A 25,445-nucleotide genomic window follows, 5' to 3' on the forward strand; every position below is an offset into this window, starting at 1 on the left:
GCATTTCAGCCGCAGACGCGCACCCGCCGCCAGCGCCCGCGCCAGTCGTCCCAGACCCGCTCGCGCCAGCAGCGCACGCCCGGTCCCCAGCGGCCGCCGTCATGCCAGCCCCCGCCCCAAGCTGGTCCGGCCCAGCCCGGCCCAGCCCAGCGCGGACCATCAAAGCGCGGATCCCAGCGGCCGCGCCAGCCGGGGCCCCAGCCCCAGCGGTCGCGCCGGTCCCAGCGATCCCACCGGTCGCGACGATCCCATCTGTCCCAGCGGTCGCCGCGCGACGAGGCCAGCGCCGCGCCCGCGGCCAGGCCGACAATGCCTGCGCCGATCGCCAATGCCGCCCGGTCATCGCCCCGGTCACGCCGCCAGCGGTCGCGCCACTGCGCCTCGGCCGGCGCGGTCGCCCCGATCAGGGCCGCCGGCAGCAGCAGCCCGGCAATCCAGCGATGTCTGAACTGTGTCACCCTTCGCCTCCATGCTCGCGTTGATGGCGGCGATGCTGCCCGGCCATGGCTGAACCGCAGCGGAACGCCGCGTTCAGCTTTGCCCCGTCCCCTCCCCGCATCGCCCGGAGCGCGGCGTTAGCCTTGTTTTAGCCTGAGGCCGCCTAGAGCACCGGCATGGCAAGCCTTGATCCCGAAGCAGCACTCGACCGGCTGATCGCGACCCGCCAGCAGGTCGCCCAGATGTGCGGCGAGCCCGCGACCCAGCCGATTCCCGGCCAGATTGGCGAACGCTATCAGCGCGCGCCCAGCCTCGCGCAGCGGCGCTTCGACCGGCTGGCCGGCGAGACGGCGCGGATCGCGGCGGCCGGCATGTCGGCGCTGATGACCCGCGACCAGAGCGCGCGTCCGCCCGCGGCCCGGCTGCTCGCCCAGACGCTCGACCGCGAGATCGGCCAGCTGTTACGGCTGGTGCGCTGATCCGTCCCTGAGCGCGCGGAAGCGCGCCAGCCCGGCGGCGAGATCGGCGATCAGGTCGCCGGGATCCTCAAGCCCGACATGCAGGCGGACGAGCGGCCCGGCGGCGGCAAAGCGCGTCGCCGTGCGCAGGCTCTGCGGATCAGCGGGAATGGCCAGGCTTTCAAAGCCGCCCCAGCTATAGCCGATGCCGAACAGCTTCAGCCCGTCGATCAGCGCGACCCGGGCGGCATCGTCGCCGCCCGCCAGCACGAACGAGAACAGGCCGCTCGCGCCCCGGAAATCGCGCGCGAACAGGTCATGCCCCGGACAGCCGGGCAGGCCCGGATGGAGCACGGCGGCGACTTCGGGCTGTTCGGCCAGCCAGCGCGCGACGCGCAGGCCATTGTCGCGGTGCGCGGCCAGCCGCACGCCCAGCGTGCGCAGCCCCCTCAGCCCCAGCCAGGCATCGTCCGGCCCGACATGCTGGCCAAGCTGATAGCTTGCCTGGCGCAGCGCCTGCCAGCGGCCCGGCGCGGCGGTGACCGAACCGAGCAGCGCGTCCGAATGGCCGACGACATATTTGGTGCAGGACAGGATCGACAGATCGACCCCCAGCGCCAGCGCGGGCAGGAACAGCGGCGTCGCCCAGCTGTTGTCGATGAGCGTCGTGATGCCGTGCGCGCGCGCGACCGCGACGATGGCGGGCACGTCCTGCACCTCGAAGGTCAGGCTGCCCGGGCTTTCCAGAAAGATCGCACGGGTGCGCGGCCCGATCAGTTCGGCAATGCCGCCGCCGACCAGCGGGTCGTAATAGCGCGTGACGATGCCCATGCGCGCCAGCAGCCCGTCGCACAGGCTGCGCGTCGGCTCATAGGCGCTGTCGACCATCAGCAGTTCATCGCCCGCCGACAGCACGCTCATCAGCGCCGCCGCGATCGCCGCGACGCCGGAGGGGTAGAGCAGGGTTCCCGCCGCCCCCGGCTCCAGCGCGGTCAGCGCATCCGCGAGCGCCCATTGCGTGGGCGTGCCGCGCCGGCCGTAATAAAGCTTGTGATGCGTGTCGTGCTGGCGCGCGCGCATTTCGGCGACGCTGCCGTAAAGCACGGTCGAACCGCGCCACACCGGCGGGTTGACAAGGGCATCGGTCCATTCGGGCCGCCGCCCGGCCAGCACCAGGCGGGTGGCGGGATCAAGCCCGTCCCCCGCCCCGGAGTCTCCGCTCACGCCGCCGCGCCGACTTCCTTGGGAGTCGAGGGATCGGCACCCCATTCGCTCCACGAGCCGTCATAAAGGGCGATGTCGGTCTTGCCGAGCAGATGCAGCCCGAAGAACAGCACCGCCGCGGTCATGCCCGAGCCGCAGCTGGTGACGACCGGCCGGTCGAGATCGACGCCCGCCCCGGTAAAGGCGGCGCGCAGCGCGTCGCCGGTCTTCCAGGTGCCGTCGGCGTTGAACAGCTGCTCATAAGGCAGGTTGCGCGCGCCCGGGATATGGCCCGGCGCAACGCCCGGCCGCTCGATCGCCTGGCCGGCAAAGCGGGTCGCGCCGCGCGCATCGACAACCTGTTCGGCGCGGCTGCCGATATTGGCCTTCATCTGGTCGAGCGTGCGCACGCCCGTCGCGTCGTTCCAGGCGGTGAAATGACGGTGGCGCAGCGTCGGCTTGCCCGACTCGACCGCGCGGACCTCCGCCTTCCACTTGGCAAAGCCGCCATCGAGGATCGCCACGTCATGCGCGCCGAAGGTGCGCAGCATCCACCAGGCGCGCGCCGCGCTCTTGTAGGGCGACTGGTCGTAAACGACGATGCGGCTGCCATCGCCCAGCCCCAGCGACTGCATGCGGCTGGCAAATTTTTCCGCCGGGGGCAGCATGTTGGGCAGGCTGGTGGAGCTGTCGGCGATCTCGCGCAGGTCCATGAACACGGCCCCGGGATATGCGCCTGCTCATAGGCGGCGGCGGCATCGCCCTCGCCGTCCATCAGCCAGGTCGCATCGACGACGCGCAGATCGAACGCCCCAAGCTCCTTTTCCAGCCAGTCGGTCGAAACAAGCGCGTCCATGATCGTCTCCCTTGTGCTTTCTGTTTTGCTCTTAGAGCCTGATCGCCTGGGGTGGAAGCGCGATGCGCCGCCACCTCAGGCGTGACGCACAAAAACACCCCCGCTCAGTCGAGCTTGGCAAGAAAGCTCTCGGCCTGGGCGATCAGCCCGCGTTGCCGGTCGGGCGCCATCCGGTCCCAGCTGCGATAGGGCATGGCGAGGCGCGGATTGCCGCCCAGCACCGGCCGGTTGCGGTCGAGGAAATGCCAGTAAAGGCTGTTGAACGGGCAGGCATCCGGCCCGGTCTTGGCCGCCACCTTGTATCGGCAGCCGCCGCAATAATCCGACATGCGGTCGATATAGGCACCCGATGCCGCATAGGGTTTGGAGGCGAGCAGCCCGCCATCGGCAAACTGGCTCATCCCCAAGGTGTTGGGCAGCTCCACCCATTCATAGGCATCGGCATAGACGGCCAGATACCATTCATGCACCGCCACCGGATCGGCACCGATCAGCAGCGCGAAATTGCCGGTGATCATCAGCCGCTGGATGTGATGGGCATAGGCAAGGTCGAGCGTCTGGCCGACCGCCTCGGCCAGGCAGCGCATGTCGGTCCGCCCGGTCCAGTAGAAAGCGGGCAGCGGCCGCGTCGCGCCCAGCGCATTGCGCTGCGCATAATCCGGCCCCGCCCACCAATAGATGCCGCGCACATATTCGCGCCAGCCGATCACCTGACGGATAAAGCCCTCCGCCGCGTTCAGGGGCACGCGCCCGGCGCGATATTCGGCCTCGACCGCGCGGCACAGCTCCAGCGGGTCGAGCAGCCCGGCATTCAGATAGGGGCTGAGCACCGCGTGCCACAGATAGGGCCGCCCGGCGAGCATCGCGTCCTGATAGTCGCCGAACCGGGGCAGTGCATCGGCCAGAAACCGCGCCTGGGCGGCAAGTGCGCCCGTGCGCGTCACCGCAAAGGCGAAACGGTCGATCCGGCCCGGATGATCGGCAAAACGCGCCGCGACCAGCGCCAGCACCTCGGCCGTCACCGAATCGGGCGCTTCGGCATGGGGCACCGGCACGAACAGATCGGCCGAGGCGGGCTTGCGGTTGTCGTGATCGTAATTCCACTGGCCGCCCTCGGGGGCGTCGCCATCCATCAGCAGCCCGGTCTGGCGGCGCATGTCGCGGTAGAAATATTCCATCCGCAGCTGCTTGCGCCCGTCCGCCCAGCGCGCGAACGCCGCCGGGGAACAGATGAAGCGGTCATCGCCCCGGATCTCGACCGACAGGCCGAACAGCGTTTCCCAAGCATCGATCATCGCCTGCACCCGCCATTCGCCGGCATGGGTGACGATGATTCGCGCGGGCGCATGACGGGCGATGGCGCGCGCGACCTCGCCGGTCAGGCTGCCGCTGTTGTCGGGATCGTCGAGGCGGACATAATCGACACGCCAGCCGGCCTCGCGCAGCGCATCGGCATGATGCCGCATCGCCGACAGGACAAAGGCGATCTTGGCCTTGTGGTGGCGGACATAGACGGTCTCGTCCGCCACCTCCATCATCAGGATGACGGCATCGGCCGGGTCGACGCCGCGCAGCGCCGACAGCCCGGCCGACAGCTGGTCGCCGAGCACGGGAACCAGAATCGTCATCCACGCGGTCCCCGGCCCGCGCGCCTCACTTGGGCGCCAGCACCATCAGCATCTGCCGGCCTTCCATGCGCGGATGCGCCTCGACCTTGGCGATTTCGGTGACATCGCCCTGCACGCGCTGGAGCAGGATCATGCCGAGCTGGCCATGGCTGAGTTCGCGGCCGCGAAAGCGCAGCGTCACCTTCACCTTGTCGCCGTCACCGATGAACTCGATGATCTTCTTCATCTTCGTATCATAATCATGATCGTCGATGTTCGGACGCATTTTGATCTCCTTGATCTCCTGCGTCTTCTGCGACTTGCGGGCGAGGTTGGCCTTTTTCTGCGCCTCATACTTGAATTTGCCGACGTCGAGAAACTTGGCGACGGGCGGGTCGGCGTTGGGCGACACCTCGACCAGATCGAGCCCGACGCTCTGCGCCTGCTCCATCGCCTCGCGCGTGTACATCACGCCGAGATTCTCGCCATTCTCATCAATCACCCGCACCTTGGGCGACTGGATGAACTCATTGTACCGCGGACCATTGATCGGCGGGGGCGCCATCGGACGCCGCATCATGGGAGGACGTATAGAGCTTCTCCTGTTGAGCAATCGAACTGCCCCAACCTAATGGTTCAGGGCGGGCATTGAAAGCGGCTTTGACCGGTGCGGGGGTGTTTGTTGCGCGGGAGTGTTTGTGCTGCGCCATGCGGCGCGGGGGCGGCACCGGCCCGCTCCCGGTTGTTTGTGCTGCGCCTTGCGGCGCAGGGGCGGCACCGGCCCGCTCCCCCACCCGGCCTCCCAACGGCAGGTTACGCTATGGGAGGCCGGGTGGGGGAGCGGGCCGGTGCCGTTCTTCCCGACAAACAACACCCGGTGCCGTTCTTCCCAAACGGAAACACCGGGTGCCGTTCTTCCCGATCAGCGCAGATCCGGCGCCAGCGCCTCCGCCGCCAGCCGGGCCGCCACCTCATCGAGCGACAGCACCTCCTGCCGGGCATCGGCGCCGAGCGGGCGCAGCGCGACCATGCCCTCTTCCGCCTCGCGCTTGCCGATCACGAGCAGATAGGGGGTCTTGGCCAGGCTGTGCTCACGCACCTTGTAGTTGATCTTCTCGTTGCGCAGATCGGCCTCGACGCGCAGCCCCAGCCCCTTCAGCCGCTCGACGACCGCGCGCGCATAGTCATCGGCGTCGGACACGATGGTCGCGACCACCGCCTGCACCGGCGCCAGCCAGAGCGGGAAGCGCCCGGCATAATGCTCGATCAGGATGCCGATGAAGCGTTCGTAGGAACCGAAGATCGCGCGGTGCAGCATCACCGGCCGGTGACGCTCGCCATCCTCGCCGACATAGGACGCGTCGAGCCGTTCAGGCAGCACCCGGTCCGACTGGATGGTGCCGACCTGCCAGGTGCGGCCGATCGCATCGGTCAGGTGCCATTCGAGCTTGGGGCATAGAATGCGCCCTCGCCCGGCAGCTCCTCCCAGCCATATTCGGGCGTCGCCAGCCCCGCCGCGGCGACGGCATTGCGCAACTCGGCCTCGGCCTTGTCCCACATCTCGTCGGTGCCGAAACGCTTTTCGGGGCGCAGCGCGAGCTTGATCGAATAGGTGAAGCCGAAATCCTTGTAGATCCGGTCGGCAAGCGCGCAGAACGCCCGCACCTCCTCGACGATCTGGTCCTCGCGGCAGAAGATATGCGCATCGTCCTGCGTGAACTGGCGCACCCGCATCAGCCCGTGCAGCGCGCCATGCGGCTCGTTGCGGTGGCAACAGCCATTTTCATACAGGCGCAGCGGCAGATCCCGATAGGATTTGATGCCCTGGCGGAAGATCAGCACATGCGCCGGGCAGTTCATCGGCTTCAGCGCCATCCAGTCGGCATCGGCCGACACGATCGGGCCGTCATCATCGACGTTCGGCACCTCGTCGGGGATGACGAACATGTTTTCGCGATATTTGCCCCAATGGCCGGACTGTTCCCATTGCCGGGCGTCCATCACCTGCGGCGTCTTGACCTCGCGGTAACCCGCGCCGTCGATCGCGCGGCGCATATAGGCCTCGAGCGCGCGCCAGATCACATAGCCGCGCGGATGCCAGAACACTGAACCATGCGCCTCGGCCTGCAGGTGGAACAGGTCCATCTCCTGCCCCAGCCGGCGATGGTCGCGCTTGGCCGCTTCCTCCAGCCGGGTCAGATGCTGGTCGAGCTGCTTCTTGTTAAGCCAGCCGGTGCCGTAGATGCGCGTCAGCTGGGCATTGCGCTGGTCGCCGCGCCAATAGGCCCCGGCCACGCGCATCAGCTTGAACGCCTGCGGATCGAGCCGCCCGGTCGAGGCCAGATGCGGCCCCCGGCACATGTCGAGCCAGGAACCGGGCGCGCCCGGCTGGCCCGACCAATAGACGGTCAGCTCCTCGCCTTCGGGCAGTTCGCGCGCCCATTCGGCCTTGAACCGCTCGCCCTCGGCCTCCCATTTGTCGATCAGCCGCTGGCGGGACCAGACCTCGCGGACCAGCGGCTTGTCGGCGCGGATGATCTCGCGCATCTTCTCCTCGATGGCCGGCAGGTCGTCCATCGAGAAGGGCGGCCGCGACGCCGGCGCCATCACGTCATAATAAAAGCCGTCATCGGTCGCCGGGCCGAAGGTGATCTGCGTGCCCGGATAAAGCGCCTGCACCGCTTCGGCGAGGACATGGGCGTAATCGTGGCGCACCAGCTCAAGCGCATCGGCCTCGTCGCGCGCGGTGATCAGCGCCAGTTCGGCATCGCCGTCGATCGGGCGGCCAAGGTCGCGCAGCTCGCCATTGACGCGCGCGGCCAGCGCCGCCTTGGCCAGGCCGGGACCGATCGCGGCGGCAATGTCGGCCGCGCTGGTGCCCGGCGGCACATCGCGCACGGAACCATCGGGCAGGGTGATGCGGATCATCTCGGACATGGGCTTCCCATAGCGGCTGGCGCAACGGGGACAAGAGACGGAAATGGATGCGCTCATGGCTTGCGAGGGCGGCGAGGCTGGGCCAACCTGAGCGGTGAAGCCGTTCAATATGGGGGATTTAGATGAACATGGCAGCGCATGATGCCGGCTTTGACACGCCGGACAGCGCTTTTGTCTTCACCGGCAGATGGCGGGAGTTTCTGCCGATCGCCGTCACCAACCTGCTGCTGACGATCGTCACGCTCGGCATCTACCGGTTCTGGGCGACGACACGCACGCGGCGTTATCTGTGGGCGAACACACAGTTCATCGACGACCGGCTGGAATGGGCCGGCACCGGCGGCGAGATGTTTCGCGGCTTTCTGGTCGTGCTGCTGCTGTTCGTGCCGGCGCTGCTCATCGTGCAGTCCGGGATAGAGGCGCTGGCCATGCGCGGCGAGCTGGCGCTGGCCGGGCTGATCGCCGTCATTGCCTATGCCGGGCTGATCATGCTGGTCGGCGTCGCCCGCTATCGCGCGCTGCGCTACCGGCTGTCGCGCACCTATTGGCACGGCATCCACGGCGGCGGCACCAGCGGCGGCTGGGGCTATGGTGCCAGCTATCTGGCCAAGTCGCTGCTCGGCGCGCTGCCGCTCGGCCTTGCCATTCCCTGGTCGATGACCGCGCTGTGGAACGAACGCTGGAACGCCATGGGGTTCGGTCCGCACCGCTTTGCGGCGGAGGCGAGCACGACGGGGCTGATGGGCCGCTGGCTGCTGGTGCTCGCCAGCCCGGTGTTGGTCGTCCTGTTTCTGGTGCCGATGCTCGGCCTGGGGGCGGTGGCCGGCGCCACGCCGTCGCCGGTCACGGCGGTGTTTGCCGTCCTGCTCGCCTATGCCCTTATCGCCCTGCTCGGCGCGGGCTATTATGCCGCGTTCATGCGCGAGGTGATCGGCAATCTCGCCCTCGGCCCGCTGCGCTTCACCTTCACCGCGCGCACCGCCGACTGGATCAGGCTGTTCCTCGGCCATGCGCTGCTCGTCATCGGCACGCTGGGGCTGGGGGCCGGGTTCATCGCCTATCGCAACTGGGCGTTCTTTATCCGCCATCTGGAGGCGATGGGGCATGTCGATCTGGATGCCCTCACCCAGTCGCCCGACGCGACCGGCGGCGATGCCGAGGGGCTGGCAACGGCGTTCGACATCGGCGCGATCTGACTGGGCGGTCGCGCCGTGGCAGCGCTCTATGACGGGCAGACGGGCGTCCGCCGCGACGTCGAGGTGACGGCGGCGGACGGCATGTTGCTGCTGTCCGACGCATCAGGCGGGTGCAAGGCGATCCCGGCCGGCGAGCTGAGGCTGGTCGACCGGCAGACCGGCGGGATCACGCTGATGCGCCCCGGCCATGACGGCTGGCGGCTGCGCGTGCCGCCGCCGGTCGACCCGGCGGTGGATGGGCTGTTCCCCCGCCGCCACGGCTATGGCCGCTGGATCGACCGGATCGGCCCGGGGCGGGCGCTGCTGGTCTTCGCCGCGCTGTCGGCGGGCGTCGTGGCGCTGGGTTTCTACGCCCCGGTGCTGCTCGCACCGCTGATCCCCGAATCGGTCGAGCGGGCCTATGGCAACGCGATGGTCGGCGATTTCGGCGGCCATTTCTGCCGGTCGGCGAAAGGGGAACAGGCGCTCGCCCGGCTGGTCGCGCGGCTCGATCCCGGTGCCGGTGACCTGCGCGTCAGGGTGGTCGACCTGCCGGTCGCCAATGCCGCCGCCCTGCCCGCGCGCCAGATCGTGATCTTCGCGCCGCTGATCCGCGATGCCGCCGGGCCGGACGAGCTGGCCGGCGTGCTTGCCCATGAAATCGCCCATGTCCGCCGCCGCCATGTCACGCAGGCGATGGTCAGGCAGCTGGGGCTGGGCATGTTCGCGGCGACGCTCGGCGGATCGGTGGGCGGCAATCTCGACGGGCTGGCGCAGCTGAGTTTCACCCGCGCCGCCGAGCGGGAGGCGGATGACGATGCCATGGCCATGCTCGCCCGGGCGCAAATCTCGCCGCTGGCGACGGCGCGGTTCTTCGACCGGGTGGCGGGCGAGGACGCGACCACCAGCCTGCCGGGCATGACCTATCTGTCGACCCATCCCGATCCCGCCGGCCGCGCCGCCCGGTTCCGCCGCGCAGGCGCAGGCGCCCCGGCCAGCCCGGCGCTGTCCGCCCGCGACTGGCAGGCGCTGCGCCGGATCTGCGACGGGCCGCCAACCGGTTAAGCGGCTGGGATTTGGCCGCCCGGCTGTGCTAGATGCGGTGCCAGACCCAGACGACAAGGAAACATCCGCGATGTTCGACCGCCTGTTCCGCGACCATCCCCGCCAGGTCGGCGAAACCTATGCCGAGCATTTCGCCGCCGCCGGCGGGTTTGGCGTGCGGATGGTGGCGGGCGGGCTGGCCTGCATGGTCCATGCGCTGGTGCCGGCGCTGTTCGTGACCACGGGCAGCGGCACGGTGAAGCGGCTTTATGACCAGATGGTCGCCAAGCGCGATGCCAAGCGCCGCGCCAATATCGAGATGCTGTCGATCGAATGGGTGATCTGACCCCGCCCGAGCGGCTGGAACGGCCTGGCCGCCCGGCGCTCGCCTTCCGCCACCGGCCGGGTGCAGGCCCGACCATCCTGTTCCTGCCCGGCTATGCCAGCGACATGGCCGGCACCAAGGCGGTGGCGCTCGACGCCTGGGCCGCGCGCCATGGCCGGGCGATGCTGCGGTTCGACTATGCCGGCTGCGGCGACAGCGCGGGCCGGTTCGAGGACGAGACGCTGGCGAGCTGGCGCGACGACGCGCTGGCGATGATCGACCGCACGACGGGGCCGCTGATCCTGGTCGGATCGTCGATGGGCGGCTGGATCGCGCTGCTGGCGGCGCTCGCCCGGCCCGAACGAATCGCCGGGCTGGTCGGCCTCGCCGCCGCGCCCGATTTCACCGACTGGGGCTATGACGCCGCCGACAAGGCGCGGATCATCGCCGAGGGGCGGATCGCCCGACCCTCCGATTATGGCGCGCCGCTGGTCACCACCCGCGGTTTTTTCGAAGCGGGTCAGAAACTGCGCCTGCTGGACAGCGTTATTGCGATCGATTGCCCGGTGCGGCTGGTCCAGGGCCAGGACGACCCGGATGTACCATGGCAGATCGCACTGGATCTGGCCGCGCGTCTTCGTTCATCTGAGGTTCGGACAATCCTGGTCAAGAATGGCGATCACAGACTGTCGCGGCCGCAGGACCTTTCCCTGATCGAAGCGACGGTTGCAGAACTGACCGGGGACTGAGCACCGATGCTCATGATGCTGATCGCCGCCGAAGCCTCCTGTCTTGACGAGGTGCGCGCCGATCCGGTGCGTGCAGCGCAGATCGCGGGTGCCTGGCATCTGAAGGGCGGCGGCGTGCTCGCCCGCCAATGCCTTGCCTTTGCCTATCTGGCGCAGCAGCGCTGGCCGTCGGCGGCGACCGCATTCGAACAGGCGGCGCGCGAGGCGGCGGCCGGGCGCGACGAGGCCGTTGCCGCCAATCTCTGGGTGCAGGCGGGCAATGCGCGGCTGGCCGGGGGCGAATATGCCGCCGCGCGGCTGGCGCTCGACAAGGCGCTCAGCGCGCCCGACCTGACCGGGATGGCGCGCGGCGAGGCGCGGCTGGACCGCGCCCGCGCCAATGTCGGGCTGAATGCGCTCGCCGAGGCGCGCACCGATCTGGACGAGGCGCTGAAGCTGGCGCCCGATGATCCGCTCGCCTGGCTGCTGTCGGCGACGCTTGCGCGGCGGATGGGCGATCTCGACCGCGCCCGCGCCGATATCGCCGCTGCCGGCACCCGCGCGCCCGACGATGCGATGGTCGCACTCGAAGCCGGGCAGATCGCGCTTGCCGCCGGTGCGCCGGCTGCCGCGCGGCTGGCGTTCGAGGCGGCGATCAAGGCGCAGCCCGGCAGCGATGCTGCCGGAATGGCGCAAGCTGCCCTTGACCGATTGGCCCCTGCGGGCCAGCCAGAGGCACCATGAAATATCTTCACACGATGATCCGCGTGTCCGATCCGGACGCGACCGTCCGCTTCTTCCAGCTGCTCGGGCTTGAGGAGGTGCGCCGGTTCGACAGCGAACAGGGGCGTTTCACCCTGATCTTCCTTGCAGCGCCCGGCCAGGCCGGGGTCGCCGAGGTCGAGCTGACCTATAACTGGCCGGCAGAGGACGGCAGCGCCGAAACCTATACGGGCGGGCGCAATTTCGGCCATCTCGCCTACCGCGTCGACAATATCTACGACACCTGCCAGCGGCTGATGGACGCCGGGGTGACGATCAACCGCCCGCCGCGCGACGGGCATATGGCGTTCGTGAAGACGCCGGACGGCATTTCGGTCGAACTGCTGCAGGACGGCTATCTTCCCCCGGCAGAACCCTGGGCATCGATGCCCAATACCGGCAGCTGGTGATCCGATGCGGCTCGAGATCATCGCCGTGCCGGTGCTGGCGGACAATTATGTCTGGCTGGCGCATGATCCGGCCTCGGGCGACACGGCGGTGATCGATCCGGCGGTGGCCGAGCCGGTGCTGGCCGCCGCCGCCGCGCGCGGCTGGACGATCGGCCAGATCTGGAACACCCACTGGCACCCCGATCATGTCGGCGGCAATGCCGCGATCAAGGCGGCGACCGGCTGCACGATCACCGGCCCGGCCGGCGAGGCTGACCGTATCCCCGGCATCGACCGGGCGGTCGCGGGCGGCGAGACGGTCAGCCTGGGCGCATTCACGGGCGAGGTGATCGACGTGCCGGCCCATACGGCGGGCCATATCGCCTATCACCTGCCCATGGCCGGGGCGGTGTTTGTCGGCGACACGCTGTTCGCCATGGGCTGCGGGCGGCTGTTCGAGGGCGATGCCGCGCAGATGTTTGCAAACATGCAGCGCCTGTCCGCCCTGCCCGGCGAGACCGAGGTTTACTGCGCGCATGAATATACGCTCGGCAATGCGCGGTTCGCCGTGACCGCCGAGCCGGACAATGCCGCCATCGCCGCGCGGCTCGACGAGGTGATCGCCGCGCGTGCAGCGGGGCGCGCGACCGTGCCGACGACGATCGCGCGCGAGCGGGCGACCAACCCGTTCATGCGCGCCCGCGACGCCGACGAGCTGGCGGCGCGGCGTGCCGCCAAGGACAGTTTTGCCGGTTGAGTGCGTATGGAGTGTGAAGCGAAGGAGAGACAGCGATGGCAAAGGGTATCGGACTGAAGGCCAAAGCCGCGCTCGCGGTCGTGGCCGGTGTGGCGGCGCTCAGCGCATCGACGGTGGCGCAAGGCGATGCGGGCACCGCGAAGGAACGCCCGGTTCATCCGAACGACGCGAAGATCGAGGCGCAGTGGCTGGCGGGCAAGACGGCCGGCAAGCCGGTCAACTGCATCTCGCTGACCGAAGCGCGCAGCAGCCGCCATGTCGGCGACCGCACGATCCTCTACCGGGTCAACAGCAAGCTCGTCTATCGCAACGACCCGCCGGGGGCTGCCCGGGCCTTGCCCCCGGTTCGACGCTGATCAGCCAGACGCCGACCACCAGGCTGTGCCGCGGCGACATCCTGACCGTGAGCGATCTGGTCGCCGGCTTCAGCGGCGGCAGCTGCGCGCTCGGCGAGTTCGTGCCCTACCGCACGCCCGGCTGAGGTCTTTCTTTGGTCGCGGCACCGGCCCCTGCGCCGCGAGGCGCAGCAAAAACAACCGGTCGCGGGCCGGTGCCGCGACAAACAAGACGCGAGAGCCAGCCCCCTCAGCCCCGGTAGAGCGCGTCGAGCCTTTCGCCATAGGCCTGTTTCAGCACATGGCGGCGGATCTTCATCGACGGGGTCAGCTGCTCATTCTCGATCGAAAACGGCGCGTCGGCGACGATGATCCGGCGCACCTTCTCGATCACCGACAGGTCGCGATTGACCCGGTCCACCGCCGCCATCAGCGCCTGGCGATAGGCCGGATTGTCCGACAGCGCGGAAAAATCGCATTTATAGTCGTTGGCGACCGCCCATTCCGCCGTCCATTCGGGATCGGGAACGATCACCCCGACCAGATAGGGCCGCCGGTCGCCATAGACCATCGCCTGCAGGATTTCGGGCTGCAGGGTCAGCATACCCTCGACCTTCTGGGGCGAGACATTGTCGCCCTTGTCGTTGACGATCAGGTCCTTTTTCCGGTCGGTGATGACGATCCGCCCGGCTGAATCGAAATGGCCGATATCGCCGGTGTGCAGCCAGCCATCCTTCAGCACCCGCGCCGTCTCGGCCTCGTTGCGCCAATAGCCGTGCATGACGAGTTCGCCCCGGCACAGGATCTCGCCATCCTCGGCGATCCGCACCTCGACCTTGGTGAGCGGCGGGCCGACCGTGTGCATAGCCAGCCCCGCCTTGGGCCGGTTGCAGCTGATCACCGGGCCGCTCTCGGTCTGGCCATAGCCCTGGAGCAGGGTGATGCCGAGCGCGTGGAAGAACACGCCGATTTCGGGGTTGAGCGGCGCGCCGCCGGAGACGAGCGCCTTGATGCGGCCGCCGAACTTCGCCTGCACCTTGGGCCGGAACAGCCGCCCGAGCAGCAGGTCCATCGGCCGGTCCCAGATCGGAATGCCGCCGGCCAGATCCTTGGCCCCCAGCGCCAGCGCGCGGCGCAGCAGCTGCGGCGCCAGTCCGCCCTGCTTGTCGATGTTCTTGACGATGCGCTGACGCAGCACCTCGAACAGCCGCGGCACCACGACCATGATGGTCGGGCGCACCTCCTCGATATTAGCGGCAAGCTTTTCGAGGCTCTCGGCATAATAGATCTGCCCGCCCAGCCCGATGGGAAGGAACTGGCCGCCGCTATGCTCATAGGCGTGGGACAAAGGCAGGAAGGACAGGAACACCTCGTCCCCCCAGCCGAAATCCTCGCTGATGATGTCGATGCAGCCCTCGACATTGAGCAGGATCGCACCATGATGCTGGCACACGCCGCGCGGCGCGCCGCCGGTGCCGCTGGTATAGATGATGCAGGCGGTGTCGCCGCGCGCCATCGTCGCCGCCACCCGCGCCGCGCGGCCGGCGACGTCGGGCGTCTCGGCGGCGATCAGCGCGTCCCACAGATGAAACTCCTGCGCGCCGGCCTGGGCGGGGCGCAGCGGCTCGATCGAGATGACGTGCCGGGCCGTGTCGGACCGCAGCACGGCGGGCAGCAGGCTCCGCGCCAGCTTGTCGCTCGACACGATCACGGCGGCAGCCCCGCTATTGTCGAGGATGTGCTGGTGATCGCGCTCGGTATTGGTCGTGTAGGTCGGCACGGTGACGCAGCCCGCCGCCATGATCGCCAGATCGGCGATGCACCATTCGGGCCGGTTTTCCGACACCAGCATCACCCGGTCGCCGGGTTTCAGCCCCATCCGCTCGAGCGCCTGGGCGAGCGCAGTCACGCGCCGCGCTGCATCGGCCCAGCTGATCGACTGCCACGTCCCCCCGCGCCGCGCCCACAGGAAGGGCGCATCGCCGCGTTCTTCAGCGCGGGTGAAGAACATCGTCACCAGATTGGGGAATTGCTCGAACTGCCGCATCCGATCCTCCTGCCCGCGGCGCAGTCCCGTGGCTGCGCCCTGTTTTATGGTCGTTGTCGTTACTGTTTGAAGGCCGCGCCTTCGCTGCGCCGGTCGGCAGCCCCGCTCCACGCCCCGTCGCGCCATTCGGCGGCATTGCCCTTGAGCGGCAGCGTGCGCGCAGCCGGCCGGTGGCCGAGCGCGGTCAGCGCCGGGGCCAATGCCTCGAGAGCACTGCCCTGTTCGATCACCAGCGTGTCGCCGGTCGCATAGATTTGCGGCGCGGCGATCGCGGCCTCGGCGGTCATGCCCCAGTCGAGCACCGCGATGATCGCCTTGGCCACCTGGGCGATGATCGTCGACCCGCCCGCCGCACCCAGTGCCAGCCGGACATGGCCGTCGGGGGCATAGACGATCATCGGCGCCATCGAGCTGCGCGGCCGCTTGCCCGGCTCCACCCGGTTGGCGACGCGGCGGCCGTCCTTTTCGGGGGCGAAGCTGAAATCGGTGAGCTCGTTGTTGAGATAAAAGCCCGCCGCCGTCAGGCCGGAGCCGAACGGCCCCTCGATGGTTGATGTCAGCGTGGCGACATTGCCCGCGCCGTCGACCGCGACCATGTGCGACGTCGATGCCGGTTCGGGCGCGGGGGCGCGCATCATCTCGCTCGCGCCCGGCGGCGCCCCGGCCGGGGCGTCGGCCATCCGCCGGTCAGGCGCGATCAGCGCGCTGCGTTCGGCCAGATAGGCGGAATCGATCAGCCCGGCGACGGGCACGGCGACGAAATCGGGATCGGCGACATGCGCGTCGCGATCCGCATAAGCGAGGCGCATCGATTCGGCGATCAGGTGCCAGGCGCGCGGATCGCCCGGCCCCATCGCCTGCAGATCGAACCGTTCGAGCTGTTTCAGGATCTGGATGACGGCGATCGGGCCGGATGCGGGCGGCCCCATGCCGCAGATGCGGTGCGCGCGATAGGTTGCGCACGGCACCGGCCGCTCGCGCGCCGCATAGCTGGCAAGATCGCCGGGGGTCATACGCTGCGGGTTGCGCGGCGCGCCGGTGACCGCCGCGACGATGGCGCGCGCCGGCGGCCCGGCATAGAAATGATCCGGCCCGAACCGCGCGATCTTCGCCAGCGTATCCGCCAGCACCGGATTGCGGACCAGCGTGCCCGCCGGATGCGGCTGGCCGGCGGCATCGAAGAACAGGTCGCGGCCAAAGGGGTGAAGGCCGCCCCGCGCCCGCGATTGACGAGAAACTCGTGCAGGCGCGGCGTGATCCGGAACCCGTCGCGCGCCAGCGCGATGGCCGGGGTGAACAGCGCCTTCCAGGGCAGCCGGCCATGGCGCTGATGCGCGAGCGCGAACATGCGGATATTGCCCGGCACGCCGACGCTGCGCCCGCCCGGCACCGCATCGCCCCCGGACATTGGCCGGCCATCGGGGCCGAGGAACAGGTCCGGCCCGGCGGCGAGCGGCGCGGTCTCGCGCCCGTCAAAGCCGCTCAGCCGCCCGGTCCGCGCATCGTGATGGACAAGGAACCCGCCCCCGCCAATGCCCGAGCTTTGCGGCTCGACCACGGTGAGCGCCAGCGCGATGGCGATCGCCGCATCGGCAGCGCTGCCCCCCTTGGCCAGGATCTGCCGCCCGGCATCGGCCGCGCGCGGATCGGCGGCGGAGACGACGCCGCCGGCAAGCGGTGCCGGGGCGGCAGAGCGGGCGGCGGCCGGCTGGACGCCAAGAGGCTGGGCGGCCGCGACCAGCGCGGCAAAAGCGAGAGCAAGGGCGCGGCTGAACATCGCTCGCGACACTATCGGGCTTTCAGCCAAGCTCAAGCGGCTGCGAGCGGCGCATCGACGCCGACCGCGTCGGCGACACGCACAAAGCCGTCGCGCTTCAGCCGCTCGGCCAGGCCGCGCGCGATGCGCCGCGCCAGCCCCGGCCCTTCATAGACCAGCGCCGAATAAAGCTGGACCAGGCTCGCCCCGGCGCGGATGCGGCGATAGGCCTCGTCCGCGCTGTCGATCCCGCCGGCTGCGACCAGCGGCAGCCTGCCCCCGGTCGCGGCGCGGAACGCGGTGAGCGCGGCAAGCGCGATGGGGGCCAGCGGTGCGCCCGAAAGCCCGCCCTGTTCGCCCGCATCAGCGGCGGCCAGCGGCGGCCGCTGCACGGTGGTGTTGGACACAATGAGCGCGCCCACCCCACCCTCGATCGCCACCCGCGCAATCGCGTCGATCTCATCAGCGGCAAGATCGGGGGCCACTTTCAGGAACACCGGCACCGGCCGGTCGGCCAGCGCGACCCGCACCCCGGCGAGCAGATCGGCAAGCGCGTCCGCCGCCTGCAAGGCGCGCAGCCCCGGCGTGTTGGGCGAGCTGATGTTGACGGTCAGATAATCGGCGACCGGGGCCATGGCGCGCGCGCCGGCCGCATAATCGGCGATCCGGTCCGCCGCATCCTTGTTCGCGCCGATATTGACGCCGACCGGCCCCGCGCGCCGCCGGAATGCGCTCAGCCGCGCCAGCGCCGCTTCCTGCCCCTGATTGTTGAAGCCCATGCGGTTGATGACCGCCCGGTCCTCGGCCAGGCGGAACAGGCGCGGGCGCGGATTGCCCGCCTGCGGCCGGGGGGTGAGCGTCCCCACCTCGACAAAGCCGAAGCCGAGGGCGAACAGCCGGGCCGGCACCTCGGCATCCTTGTCGAACCCCGCCGCCAGCCCGACCGGATTGGGAAAATCCAGCCCCGCAACGCGGCAGGCCAGCACCGGATCGCTCTCCGGCCTGCCGCCAAGCGGCGCAAGGCGGAGCGCCGCAATCGTCAGCCGGTGCGCGGTTTCGGCATCGAGCGCATGGATGGCGGGGCGAAGCAGCGGATAAAGCATCACGCCTCAGCACTAAGGCGATGTCGCCGGGCTGGAAACCCCTTCGCCATCGTCCTAGGGAGCCTGTCAGGCCCCCGGCGCGCACGCGATGTCGTGCAAGCCGTAGCGAGAATAGCGGAGGAAAGAATGAGCGAAGGCGCCAATGTCCAGTTTTCGGAGCGCGAGGCGCTGCTGTTCCATTCCCATGGCCGGCCGGGAAAGCTGGAGATCGTCGCATCGAAGCCGATGGCCACGCAGCGCGACCTGAGCCTTGCCTATTCCCCCGGCGTCGCCGTGCCGGTGCGCGCCATCGCCGCCGATCCGGCGACCGCTTATGACTATACGGCCAAGGGCAATCTGGTCGCCGTGATTTCGAACGGCACCGCGATCCTGGGCCTCGGCAATCTGGGCGCGCTTGCCTCCAAGCCGGTGATGGAAGGCAAGGCAGTGCTGTTCAAGCGCTTCGCCGATGTCGACGCCATCGACCTTGAGGTGGCGACCGAGGATGTCGACCAGTTCATCAACGCGGTCGCCCTGCTCGAGCCGAGCTTTGGCGGCATCAACCTGGAAGACATCGCCGCCCCGGCCTGTTTCGTGATCGAACAGGCGCTGCGCGAGCGGATGAACATTCCGGTGTTCCATGACGACCAGCACGGCACGGCGATCATCACCGCCGCCGGGCTGATCAACGCCTGCATGCTCACCGGCCGCGAGCTGCGCGATGTGAAGGTGGTGGTGAACGGTGCCGGGGCCGCCGCCATCGCCTGCACCGAACTGATCAAGGCGATGGGCGTGGCACCCGACAATGTCATCATGTGCGACCGGCAGGGCGTGATCTATCAGGGCCGCACCGACGGGATGGACCAGTGGAAATCGGCCCATGCCGCGCGCACCGACCGCCGCACCCTGGCCGAAGCGCTGGAGGGCGCGGACATTTTCCTCGGCCTGTCGGCGGCACGCGCGCTCGCGCCCGAAATGGTGATGAAAATGGCCCCCCGGCCGATCATCTTCGCCATGGCCAATCCGGACCCGGAAATCACCCCGCCCGAGGCCAAGGCCGCGCGCCCCGATGCCATCGTCGCCACCGGCCGGTCGGATTATCCCAATCAGGTCAACAACGTCCTCGGCTTCCCGTTCATCTTCCGCGGCGCGCTCGACGTGCGCGCGACGACGATCAACGACGAGATGAAGATCGCCGCCGCCCATGCGCTCGCCGAACTGGCGCGCCAGCAGGTGCCGGAAGAGGTCGCCGCCGCCTATGGCGGGCGCACGCACAGCTTCGGGCCGGACTATATCATCCCCGCCCCGTTCGATCCCCGGCTGATGGAGGTCGTGCCAGCCGCCGTCGCCCGCGCGGCGATGGATTCGGGCGTCGCGACGCGCCCGATCCTCGACCTTGCGGCCTATCGCGACACGCTGAAAGCGCGGCTCAACCCGACCACCTCGGTGCTCACCCTTGCCTATGAAGCGGCGCGCGCCCAGCCCAAGCGGGTGCTGTTCGCCGAGGGCGAGGAGGAAGTCGTGCTGCGCGCGGCGATCCAGGTGCTCGAAGGCGGCTATGGCGTCCCGGTGCTGGTCGGGCGCGACGATGTGCGCGACCGGCTGGCCGCGCTCGGCTATGCCGACGCCGACCGCATCGAGCTGCACAACAGCCGCACCTCGCCGCTCGTCCCGCAGATGGTCGACCGGCTTTATGCGCGGCTGCAGCGGCGCGGCTATCTGCGCCGCGAATGCGAGCGGATGGTCAATCAGGACCGCAACATCTTTGCCTCGCTGCTGCTCGACATGGGCGAGGCGGATGCGATGATCACCGGCGTCACCCGCACCTTTGCGCAGACGATGCGTGAGGTGCGCCGCGTGCTCGACCCGGTCGACCAGTCGATCGCCTTCGGCATCCATGTGCTGGTCGGCCAGTCGCACACGGTGTTCATGGCCGACACGACGGTCAACGAACGGCCCGAGGCGCATGAACTGGCCGACATCGCCGAACGCACGGCCGCGGTCGCCCGGCGCATGGGCCATGAACCGCGCGTCGCCTTTCTCAGCTATTCGACCTTCGGCAACCCGCCGGGCACCTATCTGGACAATATCCGCGGCGCGGTGGCGCTGCTCGACCAGCGCGGGGTCGGGTTCGAATATGAAGGCGAAATGGCCCCCGACGTCGCGCTCAACCCGCGCGTCATGGCCAATTATCCGTTCAGCCGCCTGTCGGGCCCGGCCAATGTGCTGGTGATGCCGGGCCTGCAATCGGCCAATCTGTCGGCGAAACTGCTGCGCGAACTGGGCGGCGATTCGATCATCGGCCCGATGCTGGTCGGCATGGAAAAGCAGGTGCAGATCGCGACCATGGGCTCGACCGCGTCGGAACTGGTCACGCTCGCCGTGCTGGCGGCCAGCGGCATCGCGCGCTGAGGATCAGGGGGGAGGTGTTTGCGCGGGGGGGGGGGGTGTTGTTGTGCGGCTTATGCCGCACGGGCGGCACCGGCCCGCACCCCCACCCGGCCACCCAACGGCAGTATCATATGGGTGGCCGGGTGGGGGTGCGGGCCGGTGCCGCGACCAACTAAGAAACACCCCCCAAAAAAACCCCGGCTTACGGCCCGCCGGTATTGTCGTTGGGCATCTGGCCCTGCGCGCCCGGCGCGCCGACCCGGCCGATATTGCCGAACAGTTCGGCAAAGAAGCCGCGTTCGCGGCCGAGCGTCGGGGTCTTGTCCTTGATCGGATCGATGCGGGCGATCCGTTCGACCCCGCTGCGCCCGACCGAGGCGACATTGCCATTGGCATCGAAATGCACATGGAACAGCGTCTGGTCGGTCGCGCTCGGGCGACTGAAGGCAAGCTGGCGCGTCTCGATGCCCAGATAATACCAGTCGCGATTGGCGAACTGGCCGACAAAGCTCGGGCGGCCGAGCACGCGCTGCACCGAATCGCGATTGTCGACGCCCGGTTCGACGGTCGCGATCAGCTGGGTGTCGATCAGATAGCCCTGATGCCCCTTGATGCGGGTGCAGCCCGAGGCGCCGACCGCGATGGCGAGGATCGCGACACCGATGCGCAGGCGCCGCCCAAACACACTCATTCCTGTCTCCCGGACATGGCCGGTGCGGCCAAGCATTGCGCTTGCCGCCCTGCGCCTCAATATGCGGGGCAACGCCCCGGCACAAGGCAGCGGGGCCGATGGAGCCGCCATGTCCTTCCTTTCCCGCCTGTTCGGGTCCAATGACGCCCGCGAGGCGATGCGTCCGCTCTACAACGCCGTGGTCGCGGCCGGCCGCGAACCGCACTGGTACCGGCTGGGCGGCGTCGCCGACACGATCGACGGCCGGTTCGAAATGATCAGCGCGGTGCTTGCGCTCGTCTATGCCCGGCTGGAAGACGAGCCGGGCCAGGCGCAGAACATCGTCTGGCTGACCGAGCTGTTCGTCGACGACATGGAGGGCCAGCTGCGCGAGATCGGCATCGGCGACATGGTGGTCGGCAAGCATATGGGCCGGCTGATGGCGGCGCTGGGCGGGCGGATCGGGGCCTATCGCGACGGCATGGCGACCGGCGAACTGGACGCGGCGCTGGTCCGCAACCTTTATCGCGGGCAGGAACCGCCGGCCGCCGCCCTCACCCACACCGCAGACCGGCTGCGCACGCTGCGGCTGGCGCTGGACGGCATGGGGGCGGACCGGCTGGCGGCGGGGGAAATGCCGTGAGTGCGGCCAAGGTTTCAGGCACGGCCTGTTCCGGGCCCGAGTTTTCCCGGCCCGTCGAGGCATCGACCATCGGCGCTGAACCGCGCGCCATCACGGTGACCGCGACCGACGAGGAACGCCGCCGGCTGGCGGGCCGGTTCCGGCTGGCCGCGATCGGGCGGCTGGAGGCGGAGCTGCGCCTCGTCCGCCGGGGCGAGGCGATCCATGCCGACGGCACCGCATCGGGCGAGGCGGTGCAGCACTGCGTCGTCACCGGCGATCCGGTGCCGGTCGCGCTCGACGTGCCGATCGCGGTTCGCTTCGTTGCCGATGCCCCCGCCGCCGGCCCGGAGGAGGAGATCGAGCTCAGCGCCGAGGATCTCGACACGCTGCCGGTCGAGGACGGGCGGATCGATCTGGGCGAGCTGGTCGCCGAAAGCTTCGCGCTTGCGCTCGATCCCTATCCGCGCGCGCCCAACGCCGATGCCGCGCTGGCGGCTGCGACGCCAAACGGCAGCACGGGTGGCGGGGCCTTTGCAGCACTCGCCGCGCTCAGGGGCCGGATGCCGCCCGCCGATTGACGTCCCACGTTCCGCCCGGCCATGCTCGGCCAAAAGCGAGGCAAGGGCACGCGGGTGATGGACAGGCTGACAATCGACAATCACGGTGTGCGCCTGCACATGATCGCGGCGGGCCCGGAAGGCGGCGCGCGGCCGCCGATCCTGTGCGTCCATGGCTGGCCCGAACTGGCGCAGAGCTGGCACCATCAGATCGCCCATTTCGCGGCGCGCGGCCACCGGATCGCCGCCATCGACGTGCGCGGCTATGGCGAGAGCGACAAACCGCATGACATCGCCGCCTATCGGCTGAGCGTCATCGCCGGCGACGTCGCGGCGGCGATCGACCGGCTGGGCGGGCGGGCGATCCTGTTCGGCCATGACTGGGGGGCACCGATCGTCTGGCACACGGCGCTGCGCCACCCCGAACGGGTGATCGCGGTTGCGGGGCTGAGCGTGCCTTATGCGCCGATGGGCGACACCCCCTATCTGGCGCAGATGCGCGCGCTGCATGCCGGGCGGTTTTTCTACCAGCTCTATTTCCAGGACGAGGGCGTGGCCGAGGCCGAGCTTGGCGGCGATCCCGACGCGCTCCTCAAAATCTATTACGGCATTTCGGGCCCAGGCATGTCGGCCGGGGCGATGAAGCCCAAGCCCGAGGGCGCGACCTTCCTCGAAGGCATGCCGCTGCCCGAACGCCTTCCCGACTGGCTGGGGCGCGACGAGCTGGAAGCCGCCAAGGCCGCCTTTGCTGCCGGCGGCTGGCGCGGGCCGCTCAACCGCTACCGCGCCCAGGATCTCGATTTCGACGAGCGCGCGCCGGTCCGGGGCCGGTCGATCCCCCAGCCGGCCTGCTTCATCGGCGGCGCGCTCGATCCGGTGCGGCTGTTCGTGCCCGGCCTCGACCTTTACGCGCTCGCCGGCGCGCACTGCGCCGATTATCGCGGCACGACGATCATCGACGGTGCCGGCCACTGGGTGCAGCAGGAGGCACCGGCGGCGACCAACGCCGCGCTGGAGGCGTTCGTCGCCGGGCTGGGCTGAACCGGCCGGCGCAAACTGGCTTAATGCGCCAGCAGCAGCGGCAGGCGGCTTGCGCCGAGCATCGTGCGGGTGACGCCGCCGAACAGCGCCTCGGCAATCGGGCGGTGCTTATAGGCCCCCATGACCAGATAATCGGCACCCCAGCGTTCGGCCTCCGCCGCCAGCGCGGCGGCGATGGTGCCGGGCGCGGCCAGGATCGCCGCCTCGACCGCGCGGCCATGGCGGGACAGATAGGCGGCCCCGTCCTCGATCGGGATGCCCGCGTCGCGCTCGCCGATCTGGACGATGCGGACTTCGGCGGCGGCGAGCAGCAGCGGCAGCGCGCGCTGCACGGCGTTCATCGCCTGATTGGAGCCGTCCCAGCCGATCAGCGCGCGCCCGAGCGGGCGGAAGCCGCGCAGGTCATCGGGCACCGCCAGCACGAGCGCGTCGCAATCGGTCAGCACCTGGGTGGCGACGGCGCGCATGTCGGGGGCCGGAAACGCCTCCATCCGCCGGTTGAGCACAATCACGTCCGCCGTGCCGGCGGCATCGACCAGCGATGCGCCAAGGTCACCGATCGATTCGCGCCATGACCAGCTGACATCCTCCTGCGCCAGCCGGACCTCCAGCCGCGCGCGATTCTCCCCCTCACGGGCGCGGGCTTCGTGGAGCAGCGACACCTCGCCAAAGCCGCCATAAACGCCGTCGACCATCGCGGGCATCTCGACGACGCCCAGACAGGTCAGATGGCCGCCCACCGCGCGCGCCAGATCAAGCGCCGCCTGCAGCCGCGCCTCCTGGCCGGCATCGTCATGCACCAGCAGCAGAATGTTCTTCATCGCCCATCCTCCTTTGCGCCGGCCCCTGTCCAACTGATGTCACGCCAGACGGCCGGGAACGGGGCAAGGCTAAGGAGGGTCCCCGGCGCGTCCTATCCGCAAAGCTACGGATCGGCGCGCGCGTCCCCGCCCGGCGCGGACATTGCGTATTTCCAGACGCCGGGCGCCGCGATTGTCTGCCCGCCGGCCCGCGCGGGCAGAACCGCCCGCAAGGGACCGATTGGAGAGGACCGACATGCCCCGGACGATGCGCGCGGCGGTGGCCCGCGCCTTTGGTGCGCCGCTCACGATCGAGGAGGTGCCGGTGCGCGCGCCCGGCCCCGGCGAGGCGCTGATCCGCGTCCTCGCGTCGGGCGTCTGCCACACCGATCTGCACGCGGTCAGCGGCGACTGGCCGGTCAAGCCGCGTCTGCCGCTGATCCCGGGACATGAAGGCGTCGGCCGGGTGGTCGCGCTCGGCCCCGGCGTTGCCGATCTGAAAGAGGGCGACGCCGTTGGCGCGCCCTGGCTGCACGATGCGTGCGGACGCTGCGAATATTGCCTGACCGGGTGGGAGACGCTGTGCGCGCAGCAGCGCAACACCGGCTATGGCGTCGATGGCGGCTTTGCCGAATATGTGACCGCGCCGGCGGCGTTTCTCGGCCGCCTGCCCGACGGGGCGGACATGGCGCTGATGGCCCCGATCCTGTGCGCCGGGGTGACGACCTATAAGGGGCTGAAGGAAACTGAGGCCCGGCCCGGCCAGTGGGTGGCGATTTCGGGGATTGGCGGGCTGGGCCATGTCGCCGTCCAATATGCCAAGGCGATGGGCTTGCTGGTGCTCGCCATCGACATTTCCCCGGCCAAGCTGGCGCTCGCGACCCGGCTGGGTGCGGATGCGGTGGTGGACGGCAGCACGCCCGACGCGGTGGCGACGGCCCGGCGCATCACCGGCGGCGGCGCGCACGGCGTGCTGGTCACGGCGGTGTCCAACGCCGCATTCGGCCAGGCGATTGCCCTCACGCGGCCGCGCGGGACGGTGGCGCTGGTCGGCCTGCCGCCGGGCGATTTTCCGACGCCGATCTTCGACGTGGTGCTGAAACGGCTGACGATCCGCGGCTCGATCGTCGGCACGCGCAAGGATCTGGAAGAAGCGATCGCCTTTGCCGCCGCCGGCAAGGTGGTGCCGCAGGTCGAGACCGCGCCGCTCGATCAGGTGAACATGGTGTTCGACCGCATGCGCGCCGGTACCATCGACGGGCGGATCGCGCTGATCCCCTGAGCCGAGGGTATTGCGCGCCCGCAGGTGTGGGGTGCGGCGTGTTTGTGGTGCGCCTTCCGGCGCAGGGGCGGCACCGGGTTTTTTGTGGTGCGGCTTGCGCCGCACGGCGGCACCGGCCCGCTCCCCCACCCGGCCTCCCACATGATACTGCCGTTGGGTGGCCGGGTGGGGGAGCGGGCC

22 protein-coding genes and 3 pseudogenes are annotated in these 25,445 nt (G+C 69.6%); 14 read left to right on the forward strand and 11 right to left on the reverse strand.

Going from position 1 to position 25,445, the window contains the following annotated elements; genetic code table 11:
• Window positions 1-5 precede the first annotated feature (5 nt).
• Window positions 6-458, reverse strand: coding sequence for a hypothetical protein (locus tag GVO57_RS01935; RefSeq protein ID WP_160591397.1), 453 nt, complete (start codon window positions 456-458; stop codon window positions 6-8).
• Window positions 459-614: 156 nt separating this feature from the next.
• Between GVO57_RS01935 and GVO57_RS01940 the strand changes: the two genes are divergently transcribed.
• Entirely contained in the window at window positions 615-917 is a 303-nt protein-coding gene (locus GVO57_RS01940) for a hypothetical protein (protein ID WP_160591399.1), read from the forward strand.
• Here the strand turns inward: GVO57_RS01940 and metC are convergent.
• The 5 genes and pseudogenes from metC to thrS all read right to left on the reverse strand — a co-directional run bounded on the left by metC (window position 900) and on the right by thrS (window position 7,499).
• On the reverse strand, window positions 900-2,120 hold the full coding sequence (gene metC / locus GVO57_RS01945) for a cystathionine beta-lyase (protein WP_233281432.1): 1,221 nt from the start codon (window positions 2,118-2,120) through the stop codon (window positions 900-902). The two genes, GVO57_RS01940 and metC, sit on opposite strands and share 18 nt — an antisense overlap.
• A pseudogene (gene sseA, locus GVO57_RS01950) lies at window positions 2,117-2,955 on the reverse strand (3-mercaptopyruvate sulfurtransferase). The gene metC and the pseudogene sseA overlap by 4 nt, the downstream one beginning before the upstream one ends.
• 104 nt (window positions 2,956-3,059) lie before the next feature.
• The gene (locus GVO57_RS01955; RefSeq protein WP_160591403.1) at window positions 3,060-4,583 is read right to left on the reverse strand and encodes a cryptochrome/photolyase family protein; all 1,524 of its coding nucleotides are present in this window, start codon (window positions 4,581-4,583) and stop codon (window positions 3,060-3,062) included.
• A 25-nt stretch (window positions 4,584-4,608) separates the two neighbouring features.
• Window positions 4,609-5,142: a translation initiation factor IF-3 gene (gene infC / locus GVO57_RS01960; RefSeq protein ID WP_160591405.1), complete on the reverse strand. Its 534-nt coding sequence runs from the start codon at window positions 5,140-5,142 to the stop codon at window positions 4,609-4,611.
• A 342-nt stretch (window positions 5,143-5,484) separates the two neighbouring features.
• Window positions 5,485-7,499 (reverse strand): annotated as a pseudogene (gene thrS / locus GVO57_RS01965) (threonine--tRNA ligase).
• Between the two features lie 122 nt (window positions 7,500-7,621).
• Here thrS and GVO57_RS01970 point away from each other — a divergent pair.
• The 8 genes from GVO57_RS01970 (at window position 7,622) to GVO57_RS02005 (ending at window position 13,035) form a co-directional block, all read left to right on the forward strand.
• A complete protein-coding gene (locus GVO57_RS01970) occupies window positions 7,622-8,695 on the forward strand; it encodes a YjgN family protein (RefSeq protein ID WP_233281433.1) in 1,074 nt (357 codons plus the stop codon).
• A 15-nt stretch (window positions 8,696-8,710) separates the two neighbouring features.
• Window positions 8,711-9,739 carry a M48 family metallopeptidase gene (locus tag GVO57_RS01975; RefSeq protein WP_160591409.1) on the forward strand — a complete coding sequence of 343 codons (1,029 nt, stop codon included), beginning with the start codon at window positions 8,711-8,713 and terminating at the stop codon, window positions 9,737-9,739.
• A gap of 70 nt (window positions 9,740-9,809) precedes the next feature.
• Complete coding sequence (locus GVO57_RS01980; RefSeq protein ID WP_160591410.1) at window positions 9,810-10,064, forward strand: DUF6356 family protein; 255 nt, start codon at window positions 9,810-9,812, stop codon at window positions 10,062-10,064.
• Window positions 10,052-10,792 carry an alpha/beta hydrolase gene (locus GVO57_RS01985; RefSeq protein ID WP_160591411.1) on the forward strand — a complete coding sequence of 247 codons (741 nt, stop codon included), beginning with the start codon at window positions 10,052-10,054 and terminating at the stop codon, window positions 10,790-10,792. Before GVO57_RS01980 ends, GVO57_RS01985 begins: the two co-directional genes overlap by 13 nt.
• 6 nt (window positions 10,793-10,798) lie before the next feature.
• Window positions 10,799-11,515 (forward strand): tetratricopeptide repeat protein, encoded by a 717-nt coding sequence (locus GVO57_RS01990; protein ID WP_160591412.1) that lies wholly within the window; start codon window positions 10,799-10,801, stop codon window positions 11,513-11,515.
• Entirely contained in the window at window positions 11,512-11,943 is a 432-nt protein-coding gene (locus tag GVO57_RS01995; RefSeq protein ID WP_160591413.1) for a VOC family protein, read from the forward strand. Before GVO57_RS01990 ends, GVO57_RS01995 begins: the two co-directional genes overlap by 4 nt.
• Before the next feature lie 4 nt (window positions 11,944-11,947).
• On the forward strand, window positions 11,948-12,679 hold the full coding sequence (gloB, locus tag GVO57_RS02000; RefSeq protein WP_160591414.1) for a hydroxyacylglutathione hydrolase: 732 nt from the start codon (window positions 11,948-11,950) through the stop codon (window positions 12,677-12,679).
• A 35-nt stretch (window positions 12,680-12,714) separates the two neighbouring features.
• Window positions 12,715-13,035, forward strand: a complete 321-nt coding sequence (locus GVO57_RS02005) for a hypothetical protein (protein ID WP_160591415.1) — start codon at window positions 12,715-12,717, stop codon at window positions 13,033-13,035.
• A gap of 229 nt (window positions 13,036-13,264) precedes the next feature.
• Here the strand turns inward: GVO57_RS02005 and GVO57_RS02010 are convergent, their stop codons facing one another.
• The 3 genes and pseudogenes from GVO57_RS02010 to GVO57_RS02020 form a co-directional block, all read right to left on the reverse strand.
• Window positions 13,265-15,061 (reverse strand): AMP-dependent synthetase/ligase, encoded by a 1,797-nt coding sequence (locus GVO57_RS02010; protein WP_160591416.1) that lies wholly within the window; start codon window positions 15,059-15,061, stop codon window positions 13,265-13,267.
• Window positions 15,062-15,120: 59 nt separating this feature from the next.
• Window positions 15,121-16,838, reverse strand: a pseudogene (gene ggt, locus GVO57_RS02015) (gamma-glutamyltransferase).
• A 32-nt stretch (window positions 16,839-16,870) separates the two neighbouring features.
• Window positions 16,871-17,920, reverse strand: a complete 1,050-nt coding sequence (locus tag GVO57_RS02020; RefSeq protein WP_160593768.1) for a quinone-dependent dihydroorotate dehydrogenase — start codon at window positions 17,918-17,920, stop codon at window positions 16,871-16,873.
• Between the two features lie 126 nt (window positions 17,921-18,046).
• On the opposite strand from GVO57_RS02020, the gene GVO57_RS02025 reads away from it, so the two are divergent.
• Window positions 18,047-20,311 (forward strand): NADP-dependent malic enzyme, encoded by a 2,265-nt coding sequence (locus GVO57_RS02025; RefSeq protein ID WP_160591417.1) that lies wholly within the window; start codon window positions 18,047-18,049, stop codon window positions 20,309-20,311.
• 181 nt (window positions 20,312-20,492) lie between these two features.
• On the opposite strand, the gene GVO57_RS02030 is transcribed toward GVO57_RS02025, so the two are convergent.
• Entirely contained in the window at window positions 20,493-20,981 is a 489-nt protein-coding gene (locus GVO57_RS02030; protein ID WP_160591418.1) for an outer membrane protein assembly factor BamE, read from the reverse strand.
• 109 nt (window positions 20,982-21,090) lie between these two features.
• Here GVO57_RS02030 and GVO57_RS02035 point away from each other — a divergent pair, with 109 nt between their 5' ends.
• The 3 genes from GVO57_RS02035 to GVO57_RS02045 are packed head-to-tail and all read left to right on the forward strand — an operon-like array spanning window position 21,091 to window position 23,183.
• Window positions 21,091-21,603, forward strand: coding sequence for a ubiquinol-cytochrome C chaperone family protein (locus GVO57_RS02035; RefSeq protein ID WP_160591419.1), 513 nt, complete (start codon window positions 21,091-21,093; stop codon window positions 21,601-21,603).
• A complete protein-coding gene (locus GVO57_RS02040; protein ID WP_160591421.1) occupies window positions 21,600-22,163 on the forward strand; it encodes a YceD family protein in 564 nt (187 codons plus the stop codon). The genes GVO57_RS02035 and GVO57_RS02040 overlap by 4 nt, the downstream gene beginning before the upstream one ends.
• 57 nt (window positions 22,164-22,220) lie before the next feature.
• The gene (locus GVO57_RS02045; protein WP_160591423.1) at window positions 22,221-23,183 is read left to right on the forward strand and encodes an alpha/beta fold hydrolase; all 963 of its coding nucleotides are present in this window, start codon (window positions 22,221-22,223) and stop codon (window positions 23,181-23,183) included.
• Window positions 23,184-23,203: 20 nt separating this feature from the next.
• Here GVO57_RS02045 and GVO57_RS02050 read toward each other — a convergent pair whose 3' ends face one another.
• Complete coding sequence (locus GVO57_RS02050) at window positions 23,204-24,004, reverse strand: universal stress protein (protein ID WP_160591425.1); 801 nt, start codon at window positions 24,002-24,004, stop codon at window positions 23,204-23,206.
• A 235-nt stretch (window positions 24,005-24,239) separates the two neighbouring features.
• Here GVO57_RS02050 and adhP point away from each other — a divergent pair, with 235 nt between their 5' ends.
• Window positions 24,240-25,265, forward strand: a complete 1,026-nt coding sequence (gene adhP / locus GVO57_RS02055) for an alcohol dehydrogenase AdhP (RefSeq protein WP_160591427.1) — start codon at window positions 24,240-24,242, stop codon at window positions 25,263-25,265.
• Window positions 25,266-25,445 lie beyond the last annotated feature (180 nt).

The sequence above is a fragment of the Sphingomonas changnyeongensis genome, from assembly GCF_009913435.1.
Lineage (GTDB): Bacteria > Pseudomonadota > Alphaproteobacteria > Sphingomonadales > Sphingomonadaceae > Sphingomonas_B > Sphingomonas_B changnyeongensis.

Excerpts from the sequence above, each read along its gene's own strand:
- GVO57_RS01990 (WP_160591412.1), top strand. The coding sequence starts at position 10,799 with ATGCTCATGATGCTGATCGCCGCCGAAGCCTCCTGTCTTGACGAGGTG.
- GVO57_RS02020 (WP_160593768.1), bottom strand. The coding sequence starts at position 17,920 with ATGCTTTATCCGCTGCTTCGCCCCGCCATCCATGCGCTCGATGCCGAA.
- GVO57_RS01955 (WP_160591403.1), bottom strand. The coding sequence starts at position 4,583 with ATGACGATTCTGGTTCCCGTGCTCGGCGACCAGCTGTCGGCCGGGCTG.
- infC (WP_160591405.1), bottom strand. The coding sequence starts at position 5,142 with ATGATGCGGCGTCCGATGGCGCCCCCGCCGATCAATGGTCCGCGGTAC.
- GVO57_RS01970 (WP_233281433.1), top strand. The coding sequence starts at position 7,622 with ATGAACATGGCAGCGCATGATGCCGGCTTTGACACGCCGGACAGCGCT.
- GVO57_RS02045 (WP_160591423.1), top strand. The coding sequence starts at position 22,221 with ATGGACAGGCTGACAATCGACAATCACGGTGTGCGCCTGCACATGATC.
- GVO57_RS01995 (WP_160591413.1), top strand. The coding sequence starts at position 11,512 with ATGAAATATCTTCACACGATGATCCGCGTGTCCGATCCGGACGCGACC.
- GVO57_RS01985 (WP_160591411.1), top strand. The coding sequence starts at position 10,052 with ATGGGTGATCTGACCCCGCCCGAGCGGCTGGAACGGCCTGGCCGCCCG.
- GVO57_RS02035 (WP_160591419.1), top strand. The coding sequence starts at position 21,091 with ATGTCCTTCCTTTCCCGCCTGTTCGGGTCCAATGACGCCCGCGAGGCG.
- gloB (WP_160591414.1), top strand. The coding sequence starts at position 11,948 with ATGCGGCTCGAGATCATCGCCGTGCCGGTGCTGGCGGACAATTATGTC.
- GVO57_RS02030 (WP_160591418.1), bottom strand. The coding sequence starts at position 20,981 with ATGAGTGTGTTTGGGCGGCGCCTGCGCATCGGTGTCGCGATCCTCGCC.
- GVO57_RS01940 (WP_160591399.1), top strand. The coding sequence starts at position 615 with ATGGCAAGCCTTGATCCCGAAGCAGCACTCGACCGGCTGATCGCGACC.
- GVO57_RS02010 (WP_160591416.1), bottom strand. The coding sequence starts at position 15,061 with ATGCGGCAGTTCGAGCAATTCCCCAATCTGGTGACGATGTTCTTCACC.
- GVO57_RS02050 (WP_160591425.1), bottom strand. The coding sequence starts at position 24,004 with ATGAAGAACATTCTGCTGCTGGTGCATGACGATGCCGGCCAGGAGGCG.
- adhP (WP_160591427.1), top strand. The coding sequence starts at position 24,240 with ATGCCCCGGACGATGCGCGCGGCGGTGGCCCGCGCCTTTGGTGCGCCG.
- GVO57_RS02025 (WP_160591417.1), top strand. The coding sequence starts at position 18,047 with ATGAGCGAAGGCGCCAATGTCCAGTTTTCGGAGCGCGAGGCGCTGCTG.
- GVO57_RS02005 (WP_160591415.1), top strand. The coding sequence starts at position 12,715 with ATGGCAAAGGGTATCGGACTGAAGGCCAAAGCCGCGCTCGCGGTCGTG.
- GVO57_RS01980 (WP_160591410.1), top strand. The coding sequence starts at position 9,810 with ATGTTCGACCGCCTGTTCCGCGACCATCCCCGCCAGGTCGGCGAAACC.